The 16,499-nt window shown below is 74.5% G+C and carries 15 protein-coding genes; 8 read left to right on the top strand and 7 right to left on the bottom strand.

Features of this window, described 5'->3' with window-relative positions; translation table 11 throughout:
- Positions 1 to 5 precede the first annotated feature (5 nt).
- Positions 6 to 674 carry a TetR/AcrR family transcriptional regulator gene (locus ACW14Y_RS30645; protein ID WP_456984109.1) on the bottom strand — a complete coding sequence of 223 codons (669 nt, stop codon included), beginning with the start codon at positions 672 to 674 and terminating at the stop codon, positions 6 to 8.
- An 86-nt stretch (positions 675 to 760) separates the two neighbouring features.
- On the opposite strand from ACW14Y_RS30645, the gene ACW14Y_RS30640 reads away from it, so the two are divergent.
- The 7 genes from ACW14Y_RS30640 (at position 761) to ACW14Y_RS30610 (ending at position 8,474) form a co-directional block, all read left to right on the top strand.
- A complete protein-coding gene (locus ACW14Y_RS30640; RefSeq protein WP_456988296.1) occupies positions 761 to 2,329 on the top strand; it encodes an FAD-binding oxidoreductase in 1,569 nt (522 codons plus the stop codon).
- On the top strand, positions 2,326 to 3,255 hold the full coding sequence (locus ACW14Y_RS30635; protein ID WP_456984107.1) for a diacylglycerol kinase: 930 nt from the start codon (positions 2,326 to 2,328) through the stop codon (positions 3,253 to 3,255). The genes ACW14Y_RS30640 and ACW14Y_RS30635 overlap by 4 nt, the downstream gene beginning before the upstream one ends.
- A gap of 89 nt (positions 3,256 to 3,344) precedes the next feature.
- Positions 3,345 to 3,785 carry an effector-associated constant component EACC1 gene (locus ACW14Y_RS30630; protein WP_456984105.1) on the top strand — a complete coding sequence of 147 codons (441 nt, stop codon included), beginning with the start codon at positions 3,345 to 3,347 and terminating at the stop codon, positions 3,783 to 3,785.
- 1 nt (position 3,786) lies between these two features.
- Positions 3,787 to 5,109: a caspase, EACC1-associated type gene (locus ACW14Y_RS30625; protein ID WP_456984103.1), complete on the top strand. Its 1,323-nt coding sequence runs from the start codon at positions 3,787 to 3,789 to the stop codon at positions 5,107 to 5,109.
- Positions 5,099 to 6,457: a Clp protease N-terminal domain-containing protein gene (locus ACW14Y_RS30620; protein WP_456984102.1), complete on the top strand. Its 1,359-nt coding sequence runs from the start codon at positions 5,099 to 5,101 to the stop codon at positions 6,455 to 6,457. The genes ACW14Y_RS30625 and ACW14Y_RS30620 overlap by 11 nt, the downstream gene beginning before the upstream one ends.
- 146 nt (positions 6,458 to 6,603) lie before the next feature.
- Entirely contained in the window at positions 6,604 to 7,701 is a 1,098-nt protein-coding gene (locus ACW14Y_RS30615) for a serine hydrolase domain-containing protein (RefSeq protein WP_380301701.1), read from the top strand.
- On the top strand, positions 7,698 to 8,474 hold the full coding sequence (locus tag ACW14Y_RS30610; RefSeq protein ID WP_456984100.1) for a MerR family transcriptional regulator: 777 nt from the start codon (positions 7,698 to 7,700) through the stop codon (positions 8,472 to 8,474). Before ACW14Y_RS30615 ends, ACW14Y_RS30610 begins: the two co-directional genes overlap by 4 nt.
- Before the next feature lie 31 nt (positions 8,475 to 8,505).
- On the opposite strand, the gene ACW14Y_RS30605 is transcribed toward ACW14Y_RS30610, so the two are convergent.
- Complete coding sequence (locus ACW14Y_RS30605) at positions 8,506 to 8,841, bottom strand: hypothetical protein (RefSeq protein WP_380301697.1); 336 nt, start codon at positions 8,839 to 8,841, stop codon at positions 8,506 to 8,508.
- A 218-nt stretch (positions 8,842 to 9,059) separates the two neighbouring features.
- Positions 9,060 to 10,706, bottom strand: coding sequence for a hypothetical protein (locus ACW14Y_RS30600; RefSeq protein WP_456984098.1), 1,647 nt, complete (start codon positions 10,704 to 10,706; stop codon positions 9,060 to 9,062).
- Between the two features lie 417 nt (positions 10,707 to 11,123).
- Between ACW14Y_RS30600 and ACW14Y_RS30595 the strand changes: the two genes are divergently transcribed.
- Positions 11,124 to 11,600 carry a hypothetical protein gene (locus ACW14Y_RS30595; RefSeq protein WP_456984096.1) on the top strand — a complete coding sequence of 159 codons (477 nt, stop codon included), beginning with the start codon at positions 11,124 to 11,126 and terminating at the stop codon, positions 11,598 to 11,600.
- On the opposite strand, the gene ACW14Y_RS30590 is transcribed toward ACW14Y_RS30595, so the two are convergent.
- The 4 genes from ACW14Y_RS30590 to ACW14Y_RS30575 form a co-directional block, all read right to left on the bottom strand.
- Positions 11,579 to 12,358, bottom strand: coding sequence for a helix-turn-helix domain-containing protein (locus tag ACW14Y_RS30590; RefSeq protein WP_380301691.1), 780 nt, complete (start codon positions 12,356 to 12,358; stop codon positions 11,579 to 11,581). The two genes, ACW14Y_RS30595 and ACW14Y_RS30590, sit on opposite strands and share 22 nt — an antisense overlap.
- Before the next feature lie 277 nt (positions 12,359 to 12,635).
- Complete coding sequence (locus tag ACW14Y_RS30585) at positions 12,636 to 13,997, bottom strand: DUF2252 domain-containing protein (protein ID WP_380301689.1); 1,362 nt, start codon at positions 13,995 to 13,997, stop codon at positions 12,636 to 12,638.
- A gap of 284 nt (positions 13,998 to 14,281) precedes the next feature.
- Positions 14,282 to 15,904: a multicopper oxidase family protein gene (locus ACW14Y_RS30580; RefSeq protein ID WP_456984095.1), complete on the bottom strand. Its 1,623-nt coding sequence runs from the start codon at positions 15,902 to 15,904 to the stop codon at positions 14,282 to 14,284.
- Positions 15,901 to 16,455: a hypothetical protein gene (locus ACW14Y_RS30575; RefSeq protein WP_456984093.1), complete on the bottom strand. Its 555-nt coding sequence runs from the start codon at positions 16,453 to 16,455 to the stop codon at positions 15,901 to 15,903. The genes ACW14Y_RS30580 and ACW14Y_RS30575 overlap by 4 nt, the downstream gene beginning before the upstream one ends.
- Positions 16,456 to 16,499: the final 44 nt, after the last annotated feature.

Raw genomic sequence — 16,499 nt, 5'->3', positions numbered from 1 at the left:
CGGTACTACGGCGCGAGGTAGCCGTCGAGGGCCCGGGCGAGCTCCCGCCGCCAGGCCTCCTCGGGCAGCACCGGGGCGACCATGCGGTGCGACTGCACGGTGGACTGGGCGATCAGCAGCACCATCGCGGCCAGTTCGAGCGGTTCCCCGGCCCGGATCGAGCCGTGCCGCTGCCCCTGCTCGATCCCCGACCGCAGCGCCTCCAGCAGTCCGCGCTGGCTGGCGCCCAGGCGGTCGACCACGTACTCGAAGAGCGTGTCGGAGTCGCCGGAGCGCAGCAGCGCGCCCAGCACCGGGTGGTCGCGCAGCCGGACGGCCACCTCGACCACGCCGTCGACGAACGCGCCCCGGTCGGTGCCGGTGAGCCGGACGGCGTCCCGGGTGGCCGCGATCTCCCGGGTGAGCAGTGCGCCGATCACGGCGCGGACGTCCGGCCAGCGCCGGTAGACGGTCGGCCGGCTCACGCCGGCGCGGCGTGCGATCTCGGCCAACTGGGCTCGACCCACACCCAGTTGGACGATCAGCTCGGCGGCGGCGTCGAGGATCGCGTCGTCGGTGCCGCGCTCGGTCCCGCGCTCGGCGGCGCGCTCGGCGGCGGGTGCGGCGGCGGGTGCGGCGGCAGGCGCGGCAGCGCTCCCGGTGCCTCGCTCGTGAGGCTCGTTACTACTTGACATGATGTGTAAAACTGTAACGCATGACCCCCGAGAAGCAAGCGGCACCGGCGACCCCCACCGGTACGGCCACCCTGCCGCTCCCCCCGATGAAGTGGGACGCCTGGGGCGACCCGGCCCTCGCCAAGGAGCTGTCCGCCGACATCAAGGGCCTGCTCGCCGCCGCCCTCGGCGTCACCGGCGACGCCGCCCCCGGGCCGGACGCCTCGGAGGTCGTCCTGCGGCCGTCCGCCCTCACCCCCGACGACCTCGCGGCCCTCGCCGCCGTCGTCGGCGAGGGCCACCTGAGCACCGCCGACGCCGACCGCCTCCCCCGGGCCGGCGGCAAGTCCACCCCTGACCTGCTGCGCCGCCGCTCGCGCGACCCGCAGGACGCGCCCGACGCCGTCGTGCTGCCCGGCAGCGAGGACGAGATCACCGCGCTGCTCGCCGTCTGCACCGAGCGCCGGATCGCCGTCGTGCCGTTCGGCGGCGGCACCAGCGTCGTCGGCGGACTCGACCCGGAGCGCGGGGAGTTCGCCGCCGTCCTCTCCCTCGACCTGCGCCGGCTCGACCAGCTCCTGGACCTCGACGAGACCTCCGGCGAGGCCCTCCTCGGCGCCGGCCTCACCGGCCCGGCCGCCGAGGCCCTGCTCGCCGAGCGCGGCTTCGAGCTCGGCCACTACCCGCAGAGCTTCCGCTTCGCCACCATCGGCGGCTTCGCGGCCACCCGCTCCTCCGGCCAGAACTCGGCCGGCCACGGACGGTTCGACGACATGGTGCGCGGCCTGCGGGTGGTCACCCCGACCGGTGTGCTCGACCTCGGCCGCGCCCCGGCCTCCGCCGCCGGCCCCGACCTGCGCGAGCTGTTCCTCGGCTCCGAGGGCGCCCTCGGCGTGATCACCGCCGTCCGGGTGCGCGTCCACCCCGTGCCCGCCGTCAAGGCGTACGAGGCCTGGTCGTTCCCCGACTTCACCACCGGCGCCGCCGCGCTGCGCGCCGTCGAGCAGCAGGGCACCGGCCCGACCGTCATCCGGCTCTCCGACGAGGCCGAGACGATGATCAACCTGGCCATGACCGAGAAGATCGGCGGCGAGGCCGCCATCAGCGGCTGCCTCGCGGTCACCGTCTTCGAGGGCACCGCCGAGCAGGTCGCCGCCCGCCACCAGCTCACTCGCGCCGTCCTGCTCGCCGCCGGCGGCACCTCGCTCGGCGAGGCCCCCGCCCGGGCCTGGGAGCACGGCCGGTTCAACGCCCCGTACCTGCGCGACTCGCTGCTCGACGCGGGCGCGCTGTGCGAGACCCTGGAGACCGCCGCCGGCTGGCGCGACCTGCACGCCCTGCGGTTCGCCGTCACCACCGCGCTGACCGAGGCCCTGCCGGGGTCGCTCGTGCTCTGCCACATCTCGCACGTCTACCCGACCGGCGCCTCGCTCTACTTCACCGTGGTCGCCGCCCTCGGCGAGGAGCCGCTGCGGCAGTGGGGCACCGCCAAGCGGGCCGCCTGCGACGCCATCGTCCGGTCCGGCGGCACCATCACCCACCACCACGCCGTCGGCACCGACCACCGCCCCTGGATGTCCGACGAGATCGGCGACCTCGGCGTGCGCATCCTGCGCGCCGTCAAGGCCGAGATCGACCCCGCCGGCATCCTCAACCCGGGCAAGCTGATCCCGTGAGCGACCGGAGAACCATCGCCCGCGTCGTTCTCCTCACCAACCCGGCGGCCTCGGCCGGCCACGCCGAACCGGCCGCCCACCGCGCCACCGCCCGCCTGCGCGCCCACGGCATCACCGTGGACCCGCGGGCGGGCGGCTCCGCCGCCGAATCGCTCGCGCTCGCCCGGGAGGCGGTCGCCTCGCCGTCCTGCGACGCCCTGGTCGTCGTCGGCGGCGACGGCATGATCAACCTCGCCCTCCAGGCCGTGGCCGGCACCGCCACCCCGCTCGGCGTGGTACCCGCCGGCACCGGCAACGACCACGCCCGCGCCCACGGCCTGCCCCGGGACACCCCCGAGGCCGCCGCCGACACCGTCGCCACCGGCCGCACCCGCACCGTCGACCTCGGCCGGGTCACCGCCGCCGACGGCACCACCCGCTGGTTCGGCTCCGTCCTCGCCAGCGGCTTCGACTCCCTGGTCAGCGACCGCACCAACCGACTGCGCTGGCCGCACGGCCGGATGCGCTACAACCTCGCGATCGCCGTGGAGTTCGCCAACCTCCGCCCGCTGCCCTTCCGCGTCACCCTCGCCGACGGGACGCAGATCGAGCGCGACCTCACCCTCGCCGCGGTCGGCAACACCAGCAGCTACGGCGGCGGGATGCTCATCTGCCCCGACGCCGACCCCGCCGACGGCCTGCTCGACGTCACCCTCGTCGACGCCATGCCCAGGCGGCGGATCGCCCGCTTCTTCCCCACCCTGCTCAAGGGCACCCACACCGCCCGGCCCGAGGTCACCACGCACCGCACCGCCTCGCTGCGGCTCGACTCCCCCGGCATCACCGCCTACGCGGACGGCGAGTTCATGGCACCGCTGCCGGTCGAGGTCACCGTCGTGCCGGGAGCGCTGCGGCTGCTCGTCCCGGACCACGGTCCCGAGCAATGATCGGGAACTCCCGCGAGGCTCCCGCGGATCAGTAGACTGACCGCTCTCGACTCCGTCCAGAACCAGCCTTGTGGGGGGCACCTGTGGACGTGCACATTTCCGTGACCGGTGGGGAGACCGTCGCGGAGGCCGAATCGCTGACCGACTGGCTCCGGGGCGAACCAGGCCTGACCGGGGTCACCCTGACCGGGCGTCCGCCCGGACCCGGGGAGATGGGCTCGGTACTGGACGCCGTCACCGTCGCCCTCGGCGCCGGCGGCGCGCTCTCGGTGCTCGCCTCCTCCCTGCGCGTCTGGTTCGCCCAGCCCCGGCGCAGCGACGTCCGGCTGAAGATCCGTCGGATCGGCGGCGGGACGGTGGAGATCGACGCCAAGCGGGTGCGCGCGGGGGACCTGGAGGCGATCCTGCGCGCCGCGCTGGAGGGGCCGGTGGCGGACGGCCCGGCGGTCGACGGCCGGGCGGTCGACCGCCCGGCGTTGGAGGGACCGGCGTTGGAGGGACCGGCTCCGTCCGGTCCCGAGCAGGGCTGAGGTGCGCCTCCCGGACCCCCTGCGGTCCCGGATCGTGCTGGTCGGCGCGAGCACGTACACGGACCCGGACCTGCCGGACCTCCCGGCGGTCGCGCGCACCGTGACCGACCTGGCGGCCCTGTTCACCGACCCGGACCACGGGGTCGTCCCGGAGGAGCACTGCACCGTCCTGCTCGACGACGCCGACCTCGGCCGGGTCGGCCGGAAGCTGCGCGACGCCGCACGGGCCGCCGAGGACCTGCTGCTGGTCTACTTCACCGGCCACGGACTGGTCGGCGGCCGACGGCACGACCTCTACCTCGCGCTGCCGGAGAGCGAGTACGCGGACCCGGACTTCACCTCGATCGAGTACGACAAACTGCGCGGCGCGGTGCTCAACAGCCGCGCCACCACCAAGATCATCGTGCTGGACTGCTGCTTCTCCGGCCGCGCCGTCACCGGCACCATGGCCGGCGGCGGCCCCGGCACCATCAACCAGCTGGAAGTCTCCGGCACCTACGTGCTGACCTCCGCCCAGCGCGACCAGGTCTCCCTCTCCCCGCCCGGCGAGGACCACACCGCCTTCTCCGGACGGCTCATCCGACTGCTGCGCGAGGGCGTCGCCGGCGGCCCCGAGTACCTCACCATCGACGACATCTACCAGCGCCTCGTCAGCCTGATGGTCGCCGAGGGGCTGCCCGTCCCCCTCAACAGCACCACCGACAACGCCAACCTGATCGCCCTCGGCCACAACCGGATCTACGCCGACACCGTCGCCCCCGCGCTGCGCGAGCAGCAGGCGGCGGCCGAACAGCAGGCCCTGGAGGGCGACTGGGCCGGCGCCGCCGCGTCCCTGCGGGACGTCCTGGACGAGCAGACCCGTCTCCTCGGCGCCGAGCACGAGGACACCCTGCGCTGCCGCCGCGCCCACGCCCACTGCGTCGGCGGCGCCGGCGACCCGGCCGAAGCCGCCCGCCTGCTGCGCCCCCTCCCCGCCGTCCACGCCCGCCTGCTCGGCAGGGACCACCCGGAAACCCTGCACACCCGCCAGTTCCTCGCCGTCAACCTCGGCGAGGCCGGCCACCGGGTGGAGGCCATCGCCGTCCTCCGGGTCCTCCTCGCCGACCGCAGCCGCCTCCTCGGCAGCGAGCACGAGGACACCCTGCGGACGCGGCACATGCTGGCCCGCAACCTCGCGCTGACGGGCGCCGAGGAGGAGGCGACGGCGCTGCTGCGGCAACTCGTCGCGGAGCGGGACCGGGTGCTGGGCACGCAGCACCCGCACACGGTACGGGCGCGGAAGGAGCTGGCGGTGCTGGAGCGGGGTGAGCGGCATGGTGTTTGAGAACTTCAACGCCGGTGCGCAACGGGTGGTCATCCTGGCAAAGGAAGAGGCCGGGGCACAGGGCTACACCTACATCGACTCCGGGCACCTGCTCCTGGCCCTCCTGCACGACGAGGACAGCCCCGCCCAGCAGGCCCTCTCGGCCCTCGGGGTGTCGCTCGAACTCGCCCGGGCACGAGTGGGACGGCTCAGCGACGTGCCCGTCCTCCTCGACGCTCCCCTCCAGTTCAGCGCGAGGGCCAGAGCGGCCCTTGACCGTTCGGCCGAAGAGGCCGCGAAGCTCGGCAGCGTCCGCATCGGCCCCCAGCACCTGCTGCTGGCGCTCGTTCACTCGAGCACCGGCCAGGCAATGGAGGTGCTGCAGTCCTTCGGGGTCAACAGCCACCAAGTGCGTGGCAAGGTGCTCACCGCATCGGCGCGGTCGGCCGATCCGCACTCCGCCCTGCCCGTGCTGCCCCTGGGACCCGTTGTGCCGGACTCACTGTTCGAGCTGAGCCGGAACCTCACCCTGGCAGCCGGGGACGGTCGGCTCGGCGACGTCGTCGGCCGCCGCCCCGACATCGACCGCGTCCTCCAGACACTCAGCCGACGGGCCCGCAATGTCGCGCTGCTGGTCGGCGATCCCGGGGTGGGGAAAACCAGCATCGCGGCCGGGCTGGCGCAGGCGATTGCCCGCGGGGACGTTCCCACGCGATTCCTCGGCCGGACCGTCCTCCGGCTCGACGTCACCGCGCTGTTCACCGACCCCCGGCACCACGGCCGCTTCACCGAGGTGATGGCCGAGCTGGTGCAGGACATCCTCCGGTCCTCGGGCCTCGTCCTCTTCCTCGACAACGCCCTCTCCGTCGTCCGCACCCGGGAGGGGCAGGCCGAGGCGCTGGCCTTCTTCCGGCCCGTGTTCGACGTGCCCGGCGTCTCGATCGTCGCGGCCACCGGCTCCGCCGACCACCAGCGGTGGGAACGGGACTCGGGCCCGGACCGGCGGATCCAGCCGGTCCCGGTGGCCGAACCGACACCGGAGGACGTCCTGCAGATCCTGCGCGACGCCCGGCAACGGCTGGTCGACCACCACGAGGTCGAGATCACCGACGAGGCCCTCGCCGCGGCCGCCCGACTCGCGCACGGCTACCTCCCCGGGCACGCCCTGCCGGGCGCCGCGATCGACCTGCTGGACGAGGCCAGCGCACAGGTCCGCTCCGGACCGGTGCCCCCCGGCACGACGCCCAGCGTCACCGCGGAGGTGGTGACCCGGACGGCCGGCGCCTCCGCGACCCTCCCGATCGCCCCCCGCCCACCGGTACTCTCCCCTCCGGTCCCCCACGACCCGACCGTGTGGTCCATGAGCTGATCCTTCGCTGTCCGCGGCTCGACCCTCGGTTCCCGGACCCGCCAGCCGCTGTGGCGCGGATCACGGTTGAGGTTGACCTTGGGTCAGGGTGGAGGCTCGTCGCAACGGCCCGGCCGACCCGGACCGACCGATGCGAAGGAGCACCCATGTCCACCGACCTTTCCGACCAGGCGCAGGACCGTCCGGAGCTGCGGCGAGCGATCGAGGAGTTGGCCGACGCCGGTTTCGTGGGGATCCAGCTCCGGGTGAACGACGAGCGGGGCGAGTGGGTCGGCGGCGCCGGTTCGAGCGAGCTGGGCGGGAGCGCCGGGACGCTGACGGACGGGCACTTCCGCATCGGCAGCAGCACCAAGAGCTTCGTCGCCACCTCGGTGCTCCTGCTGGTCGCCGAGGGCAGGATCGGCCTGGACACCCCGGCCGCCGACCACCTGCCCGAGTTCGGCCTCGACCGGCGGATCACCGTGCGGATGCTGCTCCAGCACACCAGCGGGATCTTCAACCACACCGGCGAACTGTACGAGGACGGGACGATCGTGCTCGGGGTCCCCTGGCAGGGCAAGGAGTGGGTGGAGAACCGGTTCAGGACCTACCTGCCCGAAGAGCTGGTGCGGCTGTCGCTGTCCAAGCCGGCGCGGTTCGCGCCGGGCACGGGTTGGAGCTACGCGAACACCAACTACGTACTGGCCCGGCTGGTGATCGAGCGGGTCACCGGCCGGTCGTTCGCCGAGGAGCTGCGGCGGCTGGTCCTCGGGCCGCTGGGGATGACCGGCACCCTGGCGCCGGGCACTTCACCGGAGATCCCCGAACCGCACAACCACGGCTACTACCGCTACCAGGACGCCGGGGAGGAACGGACGGTCGACGTCACCCGCCAGAACCCGTCCTGGGTCGGAGCCGGCGGCGACATGATCTCGACCACCCGGGACCTGCACACGTACTTCTCCGCGCTGATGGGCGGCAGGCTCCTGCCGCCCGAGCTGCTGGCCGAGATGCGCACACCGGAGGCAACCGCCGGGTACGGCCTGGGGGTGTTCGCACAGGAGACGGCAGGTGGCACCGTCTTCCACCACAACGGCGCCACCATGGGCTCGGCGGCGCTCATGTACGGGACCCCGGACGGCAGCAGGACCCTGACCGCCGGACTGACCTGGGTGGACGATGCCGACCTCTCGATAGCGCCGGCGTTCCTGACCGCCCAACAGCGTTTCGTCGACGAGGTCCTCTGCGGCAAGCTGGGCCGATGAGCAACGGAGTCACGATCGGGCAGGCGGCGGCGTTCGTCGGCGTCACGGTGAAGACCGTGCGGCACTACCACAAGCTCGGCCTGGTCGCGGAGCCGGCACGCGACAGCTCCGGCTACCGGCGGTACGGCTCCGGCGCCCTGCTGAAGCTGGTACAGGTGCGGGCACTGGCCGCCGCGGGCGTGCCGCTGGCCGAGATCGGGCCCATGCTCGACGCCGACGCCGTGCGGTTCGGCGCCGCGCTCGCCGACGTCGGACGACAGCTCACCGAACGCATCGACGAGCTGGTGACCCGACGCGACACGCTGCACCGGCTCGCCGACGGCGACCGGGCCCTGCTGCCGGACCGTGCCTGCGCGGTCCTGGCGCGGATGCCCGGCCTCGGCTTCGACCCCGACTACGTGGCCGCGCAACGCGAGGCCCTGGTGCTGACCCGGGCACTGGTGCCGGAGGGCTTCGACGGCTTCCTGACCCAGCTCGAACACGGGCTGGACGACCCCGAGTACGTCGACCTGGCCAGGCGCGGGTGGGAGGCCGAGAGCTGGGAGTCGGACGACCCGAGAATCGAGGAACTCGCTGCCGCCATGGCGGACCGCTACCTCGCCAATCCCGCACTGCTGGGGGATCGCGCCAGCCTGCGGGCCTGGGCCAAGGCCTCGGCCCAGTACGAGCTGATCAACAACCACCGCGAGGACCGGGCACCGGTCGCGGCCCGGCTGACCGCGCTCACCGAGGCGAGGCTCCGCTCCGCGGGCGTTTCCGTGCCCTGTCGGTGACGGACTCGTGCCGCCGCCCAGGGACGGCGCGTCACTTCGGGGCCAACTCCAGTGCCTCCCAGGCGAAGCCCTCGCCCCAGCCCGGCTCGCGGCGGGCCCAGGCGGCCATGGCGGCGATCACCGGTTCGGGGTCGTCCAGCTTCACCTGGAAGTGCCGGTCGGCGCCGCCGTCCCGGTACTCGAAGGAGTACTCCTCCCCGCTCTCGTGCCACACCTGCACATAGACGTCCGGCTCGTCGGGTATCCGCTCGACCACCAGGAAGCGGTCCCGCCTGCCCCCGATCCGCCGCACCAGCCCGGCCAACGCCTCGGCGTCCGGCCGCGGGTGGTCCCGGTCGTCTTCCGTCCGCACCGTGATCTCCAGCATGAACCGGATCCTGGCACGGGCCACTGACAACGCCGCCGGCGGTGGCCGTCCGGATCTCGACCGCACGGCCCTGCCACGGCGGCGAATCGAGCCCGCCAAGCGCAGGAGGTCGGACCCGCCGACTTCCTGCGCGGCAGGCCCCTGGATCTCCGCACGCGGAACGCCCCTCTGCCGCACGGAGCTGGCGGCAGAGGGGCGTTCGGTCGGAAGTGGGCGGGTCAGCCCTTCGGGGCCGGCGGGGTGGGCAGGGTGCCGGTGAGGAGGGGCCATTCGCGGTGGAAGGGCGGGAGGGGGAGGCGGCCCTCGATCAGGGGGGTGCCGAAGATCTTGAGGTGGGCGAGCAGTGCGCCGTTGAGGTCGATGCCGCCGACGAGGCCCCAACTGCCCTGGACGCGGGGCGTGCCGCCGGGGACGTCCACGGCGAGGGAGCCGTCGGCCTTGGCCTGGAGGTAGGGGGCGACGGTGGCTTCGACGCCGACCGCGTCGTAGAGGCCGACGCTGACCTCGGTGCCGAGGGCGGCGCGGACGGAGGCCTTGCCGTCGAGGCGGACGTGGACCGGGGACACCTTGGTGTCGGGGGCGTCGGCGGCGGAGGTCCAGCCGCGGCCGCCGCCGGTCCAGTCGGCACGGACGGCCCAGGTGCCGGTGGCCTCCTGCTCGGCCTCGACGTGGACCTGGCCGTCGGCGCCGACCTCCAGGTAGCAGGTGAGGGCGAGGTTGACGACGACCGGCAGCCCGGCGACGGTCAGCACCGGGCTGGCCTGGAGCTTGGCGAAGGGGACGCGGACCGGCGCGGCGGTGGCGCGGGCGAAGTCGCCGGTGACCTTCCAGTGGGCGCGGGCGCCGAGGTCGAAGCCGATGGAGGCGGTGCGCGGGGTGCCGACGCCGGCGCCGTGGTAGGCGAAGCGGACGGTCGGGTGGAGGGCGAGTTCACCGGTGGCCTCGGCGGTGGCGCCGCCCGGCAGCGGGATCGGGGCCTTGGCGTCGACCTCGAGGGTGCCGGAGGCCTCGGCCTTGGTGGTGCCGTTCTCCCGGCCGACGGTGGCCGTGACGTCCTTGACCAGCGGGGTGACCTTGATCGCCTTGGGGTCGACGGGGACCGTGCCGTCGGCCTCGGCGGCGCCGAGCAGTTCGGGCAGGGTGGCCGGGCGGGTGGCGAGAGCGAGGGTGTTGCCGGCGCCGGGGTGGACGGCGGTGACGGCGAGCAGCGCGCCCTGCGGGGCGGCGTCGGTGGGCGGACTGGCGAGCAGACGCCCGGGCTGGACGGCCTGGGTCAGGGCCGGGACGGCAGAGGGCGAGGAGGCTGCGGGAGAGGAGGCAGCGGGAGAAGTGGCGGCGGGAGCGGAGGCTGCGGGAGCGGAGGCCGGGGCCGAGGAGGCGGCGGGCGCGGACAGGACGGCGGTGCCGGCGGCCGGGTCGTAGGCGGTGAGCCGGAGGTCGGTGGCCGCCACCGGGGTGGCGGCGGAGCCGTCGGCGGACGGGGTGCCGACGGCCACGGTCTGCGCGCCGGGCTGTGCGGCCGCGACCGGCAGCGGCAGCGGGGCGGCGCCCGTCGGCGGCGGGACGGCGGGAGCCGCCGGGGCCGAGGAGGCCGGGGCCGCGGCGACGGAGGATCCGCCGGGGGCCGGGGCGGCGGCCTTTCCGGCCGGTCGGGCGGCGGTCGAGGCGTGCGCGGTCGGGGATCCGCCGGACGCCGGGCCCGCCGGGTTCGCCGCGCCGGTGGCGGCGACGGGAACGGCGGGCGGCACGTCGACGGCGACCGAAGCGGCCCGTCCGTCGCCGGAGGCGGGCCCGCAGGCGGCGACGCCGAGCAGGAGCAGGGAGGCGAGGGCAGGCCGGACGGCCGGGACGAGAGGACTCTTCACCGGGGCTCTTTCAGCGGGGTGTTCCGCACGGGCGGCGGCGCACGGACGGTGCGCGCCCGCCCGGGAACGAGGGTGGGTGGCGGCAAGGGGGAGCGCGGCCCGCACGGCCGCGCGGATCGTCATGTTACTGACGAGAAATCAGGTTGTCGAAGACATGTCCGACAAGTGAACAGCGCCCCGATTGCGCCTCAGAGGCCCCGCCGGCAAGGGTGGTTGGTGCACGTCCCGGGTGCGGTCACCCCCGTTCGGCGGGGGCCCGGCGGTTCGCAATCCACCACTCGGCGGGGGCTATCCCCCGCCGACGGACGGGCCCCCGGGCGGGCCGTCGGCATTCCCCGCCGGGAATTGTCGGGCCTCCCTCCACCGCCCAGGATGGGTGGCGCGAAGGACGACCACGAGGGGAACGAGGAAGTCACCATGAGCACGAAGACCAGCAGCAGCACCGGCACCAGCACCAGCACTGGCGTCGGCACCGGGACCGGCACCGCGCAGCGGATCGCCGACCGCTATGTCGCGCTCTGGAACGAGCCCGCCCCGGAGCGGCGGCGCCGCGCGATCGAGGAGCTGTGGGCGGCGGGCGGCGTCCACCTGCTCCAGCCGCCCGAGGACATGCGCGAGCGTGCGGCCGAACTCGGCTTCGCGGACACCGTACTGGAGGCGCGCGGCCACGACGCCCTGGAGCGCCGGGTGGCCCGGGCGCACGAGGAGTTCGTGGCCAACGGCGACTACGTCTTCCGCCAGCAGGGCGAGGCGATCCGGGTCGGCGACGCCGTCAAGCTCAGCTGGGTGATGGTGCGCCCGGGCGAGGACGAGGTGCTCGGCGGCGGGGTGGAGGTGCTGGTACTGGACGAGGACGACCGGATCGCGACCGACTACCAGTTCCCCGGGCTCTGATCCCCCGGCTCCTGCTCCGCGTAGGCGCGCAGGGCGGCGGCCGTCGGCTCGTCGACCGGCAGGAAGGCCTCCAGGCGCAGTTCGGCGAGCGTGACGTCGACGGCGGTGGCGAAGGTGGTCACCGTGGTCATCAGGTGCAACTCGCCGTACGGGCTGCGCAGATGCAGCGGGACGGCGAAGCCCAGGTGGTCCCGGGCCGCCGGTGCGTCCTCCAAGGGCGGTACGTAGTCGGCGAGTTCGTCGTGGAGTTCGGTCAGGTGGGAGGTCGCCGCCAGCACATGCCGGGACCACGCCGCGAAGTTGAGGATCCTCGGGGCGAGCCCGGCCGGGTGCAGCGCGAGCCGGTAGGCGTTCGCACCCCGGCCGAGCAGCTCCGCGGCTGCTCCCTCGGTCAGCAGTCCGAGCGCGGCGTTGGCCGCGACGATGCCGCCCCGGCCGTCCACCACCACGGCGGGATAGGGGAGATGGCCCTCCAGGATGTGGCCGAGCGCGGACCGGACGGGCGCCAGTTCGGGCCCGTCGAGCGGGCACTCCGCGTACACGGGGGCGTAACCGGCCGACAGCAGGAGTTCGTTGCGCTCGCGCAGCGACAGGTCGAGCGACTCCGCGAGCCGGACGACCATGCCGCGCCCGGGCGCCGACCGGCCCGACTCCATGAAGCTGAGGTGGCGCTGGGTGGTGCCCGCCCGGCCGGCGAGTTCGAGTTGGCTGAGGCGGCGGCCGGTGCGGCGCTCGCGGAGCGTGCTGGGAAAGTCCACGACAGCCAGTTGTAGCCGGAACGGGGCCACCGGGCCATTCCCCGGAGGGAATGGCCCGGTGAACTCTCGGACGGGACCGATCCGGCCCGACACACTATTGGCCGGGCGACCAATTGCCCCGGCGCCATATTGGTCGCGCACCCAACCCCTCGGGCATCCAGCTCCTCGGGCATCCAGCTCCTCGGGCGCACTATTGGCCAGGCGACCAACCCTTCGGGCACCTTATTGGTCGACCAACCAATAACATCGATGCCCTATTGGCCGGACGCCCAGCCCCTCAGACGCCCCGCTGCGCCGTCACCGTGCCGTCGTCGATCGCCGCCAGCAGCTCGGCGTGGTCGGCGGCGGTCCGGTCGGCGTACCGGACCGAGAAGTCGGCGATGGCCTCGGCGAAGGCGTCCGAGCGGCCCAGGTAGCCGGCCACGGCGAACCGGTCGCCGGAGCGGGCGTGCGCGCGGGCGAGGGTGCGGCCGCAGAGGTCGGCGTACTGCCTCAGATCGGCGGGCGTCATCCGGGCGATGTCCGCCGAGCCCTTCATGTCGCGCAGCTGGCGGCCGTAGAAGTGCCGCCCGGCCGGGCCGGTGGTCCAGCCGAGGAAGATGTCGCTGGCCGCCTGCATGAGGTGCTGACCGGTGACGACCCGACGGCCGCCGTGGACCACCGGCGCCTCGGCGGACGGTCGGGAGACGGGCAGGTGTTCCTCCAGCACGGACCGCCCGGCCTCCTTGATCTGCAGGAACAACGGATCGCTCTCGTCCCGCCCGGACAGCAGCAGGATGAAGCAGCGGGTGCCGACGCTGCCGACGCCGACCACCTTGCGCGCGACGTCCACCAGTTGGAACCGGTCGAGCAGGACGCGGCGGTCCTCGGCGAGGGTGGCCCGGTAGTCGCCGTAGATCTTGCCGACCAGGCGCAGCTCGTCCTCCGGCAGCCGCTCGATCAGCGGCGGGTCGTCGACGATCCGGCGCCGCCCGTCCTCGCCCTTCTCGGTGAGCTTGCCGAAGACCTGGAGGCTGGTGCGGCGGCGGGCCTTGTCCAGGTTGGCCTCGACGCGCTTGCGGCGGCTGGCCTTGCCGACCAGCGGCAGGATGTCCTCGGTGTCGATCCGGGCGTACCAGACGTCGAGTTCGCCCATCCCGGCGAGACGGCGCACGGCGGTGGCGTAGCCCTGCCCGGCGGTGAGCGCGGCCCGGCGGACCTGTTCCTCGCTGTGGCCGTTGTCGCGGGCGGCGACGGCCACGCTGGCGGCGAGGCGCTTGACGTCCCACTCGAACGGTCCGGGGTAGGTCTCGTCGAAGTCGTTGACGTCGAAGAGCAGCGCCCGCTCCGGCGAGGCGTACACGCCGAAGTTCAACAGGTGGGCGTCACCGCAGAGTTGGACGGTGATACCGGTGTCGGGGACGGCCGCCAGGTCGGCGGCCATGACGGCGGCGGAGCCGCGCAGGAAGGCGAACGGCGATTCGGCCATCCGCCCGTAGCGGATCGGCCCGAGGTCGGCGAGCCGGTCCTCGGCCTGCCGGGCCAGGACGGCCAGCGGGTCGGGCCGGTCGGCGGCCGGGATCCAGGGGCCGTGGGCGGAACGCGGTACGCGGTCGCGGGCGGCCCGGCCGCGCCGCCGGCGTTCGGTCGGACTGGTCATGCGCGACTCCTCCGTGCGTCCGTCCTGCGGGTCCGCGGTGCGGGTCCGTCCTGCGGGTCCCGTGGTGCGGGTCCGTCCTGCTGCGGGCCCCGTCGTCCTGCGGGCCTCCCCGCGACGCTAGATCACGCCCGGCGGCGCGGCATGTCGGGACCGGACCACCGGACGGCCCGCGCCGGAGGCGGAGCGGGGCGGACGGGCGGGCGGGGCGGGCCATCCGGTCGCCCCGCCCGCGCTCCGCCGAACGGGTAAGGGAACGGGCGGGGGAACGGGCGGGGGAACGCCGGTCACTCCACGACGAAGTCCGCCATCATCGCCATGTCCTCGTGCTCCAGGTTGTGGCAGTGCAGCATGTACGTCCCCGCGTAGTCGGTGAACCGCACCAGCACCTGCACCGCCTCGGCCGGCCGCAGGTCCACGGTGTCCTTCCAGCCCGCGTCGTAGGGCCCCGGGTCCTTGCCGTTGCGGGACAGCACCTGGAAGGAGTTCAGGTGCACATGGACGGGGTGGTGGACGTCCGAGAAGAACCGCCAGATCTCGGTGGAGCCGAGCGCCGGCCGGGCGAGCGAGCGGCCCGGCTCGTAGGGCTGGTTGTTGATCGTCCAGCCCGCGTTGCGGCTGCGCCGGAAGCCGAAGGTCCGGGTGGTGACGGCCGCGGCCGGGTCGAGCCGCTCCAGGGTGCAGAGCCGTTCGGGGACCGTCGAGTCGTCGCGCACGGGCCGCGAGGAGACGTCGAAGAGCATGACCTCCTCCGTCCGCCCACTGCCGAACCGGTTCATCAGCCGGACCTGGGTGCCGGCCGGGTAGCGGGAGAAGTCGACCACCAGGTCGAAGCGCTCGGCGGGCGCGATCTCGACCGCGTCGTGCGCGATCGGCTGCTCCAGCAGGCCGCCGTCGCCGCCGATCTGGACCAGGGCGCCGCCGCCGGACGGCTGGGGGTCGAGTTCGAGCCGGTAGAGGCGCGCGTTGGAGGCGTTGAGCACGCGCAGCCGGTAGCGGGCCCGGTCGACCGCGGCGCGCGGCCAGGGGGCGCCGTTGACCAGGACGACGTCGCCGAGCACCCCGTTCATGTAGTCCTCGGTGACGCCGGGGACGGCGAGGGTCGCGTCGGCGGCGGGGTAGGCGAAGGAGCCGTCGGCGGCGAAGGACCGGTCGGCGAGCATCAGCGGGAGTTCGCGCTCGCCGCGCGGCAGCGGCAGGGCGTCCTCCTCCTCGTCGCGGACCAGGTGGAATCCGGCCAGGCCGCGCCAGACGGCGGGGCCGGTGAAGCCCATCCGGTGGTCGTGGTACCAGAGGGTGGCGGCGCGCTGGCGGCACGGGTAGGCGTAGGTGCGCTCACCGGTGACGGTCCGGGAGCGGTCCGCGGCGCCCGCCATTCCGGCCATACCCACCATGCCCGCCATGCCCGCCATCGCGTGGTCCGCGTGGTCGGCGTGGGCGGCCCAGGTGGAACGGTCGGCGGAGGAGCCGACCGGGAGCAGCAGGTCCACCGGGTAGCCGTCGCTGTCGGCCGGGGTGTGACCGCCGTGGAGGTGGACCACCGTGGGCACCGCCAGCTCGTTGCGGTGCCGCACCACCATCTCCCGGCCGGAGCGGGCCACCAGGGTCGGGCCGGGGAAGGTCCCGCCGTACGTCCAGGCCTCGGTGCGCAGACCGGGCAGGATCTCCAGCCGGGCGACCTGCTGGGTGATCTCGTAGTGGTCCGCGGTGGCGTCGGAGCTGACGGGGGCGAGAACCGCCGGGACGGGAAGCGGGACCTGGAACGCCGCCGGCAGCGGGACCTCGCTGCTCAGCAGTCGGCCCGGTCGGGCCTCGGCCAGCAGCCGGGCGGTCGCGGGGCCGGCGAGGGCGCCGACGGCACCCGCGCCGAGCACGGCCGCGCCGGCGCCGAGGAACCGGCGGCGGTTCACGGCGCCACCTCCACCGCGTCGGCCCCCGCGCCGGTGGGCCGGGGCAGCCGGCCGGAGCCGCCGTCGCCGGTACCGGAGCCGCTACCGGAGTCGGACCCGGGCCCGGAACCGGCGTCCGACCCCGTACTCGGAGCGGTCGCCGGTCCGGCGACCGGTTCGGCGACCGACGTCACCCAGGGCGCCGCGACCGGCCGCCAGGCGCCGACCAGGCCGAACAGCAGCCCGCTGACCAGCAGCACGCCCAGGGTGACGTGCACACCGACCGCCCGTTCGTAGCCGGTCCCCATCTGCGCCCCCAGCGCGGCCAGCAGCAGCACGGTGGCGCCGAGCGGCCACCACGGCCCGCGCGCGCCGCCCGCTCCCCCGCCCCGGCGGACCAACGCGGCCACCGGCAGCTGGGCGATCAGCAGACCGCCCAGGGCCATCGCGGCCAGCTCGTGCGCCCGCAGCGCCTCGTAGTGGCCGTTCAGGAAGCTGCCGGCCAGTACCGTCTGGGCCAGCCCCAGCACGGCCGACGCGGTCGCGGTGACCCGCAGCAGCAGCCGCGGCACACGGACCCCTCGGGGGACGGCCCGGGCCGGGGCCGACGGGCTCG

The organism is Kitasatospora sp. cg17-2 (genome assembly GCF_054031055.1).
This window is presented reverse-complemented; position numbering and strand designations above follow the sequence as displayed.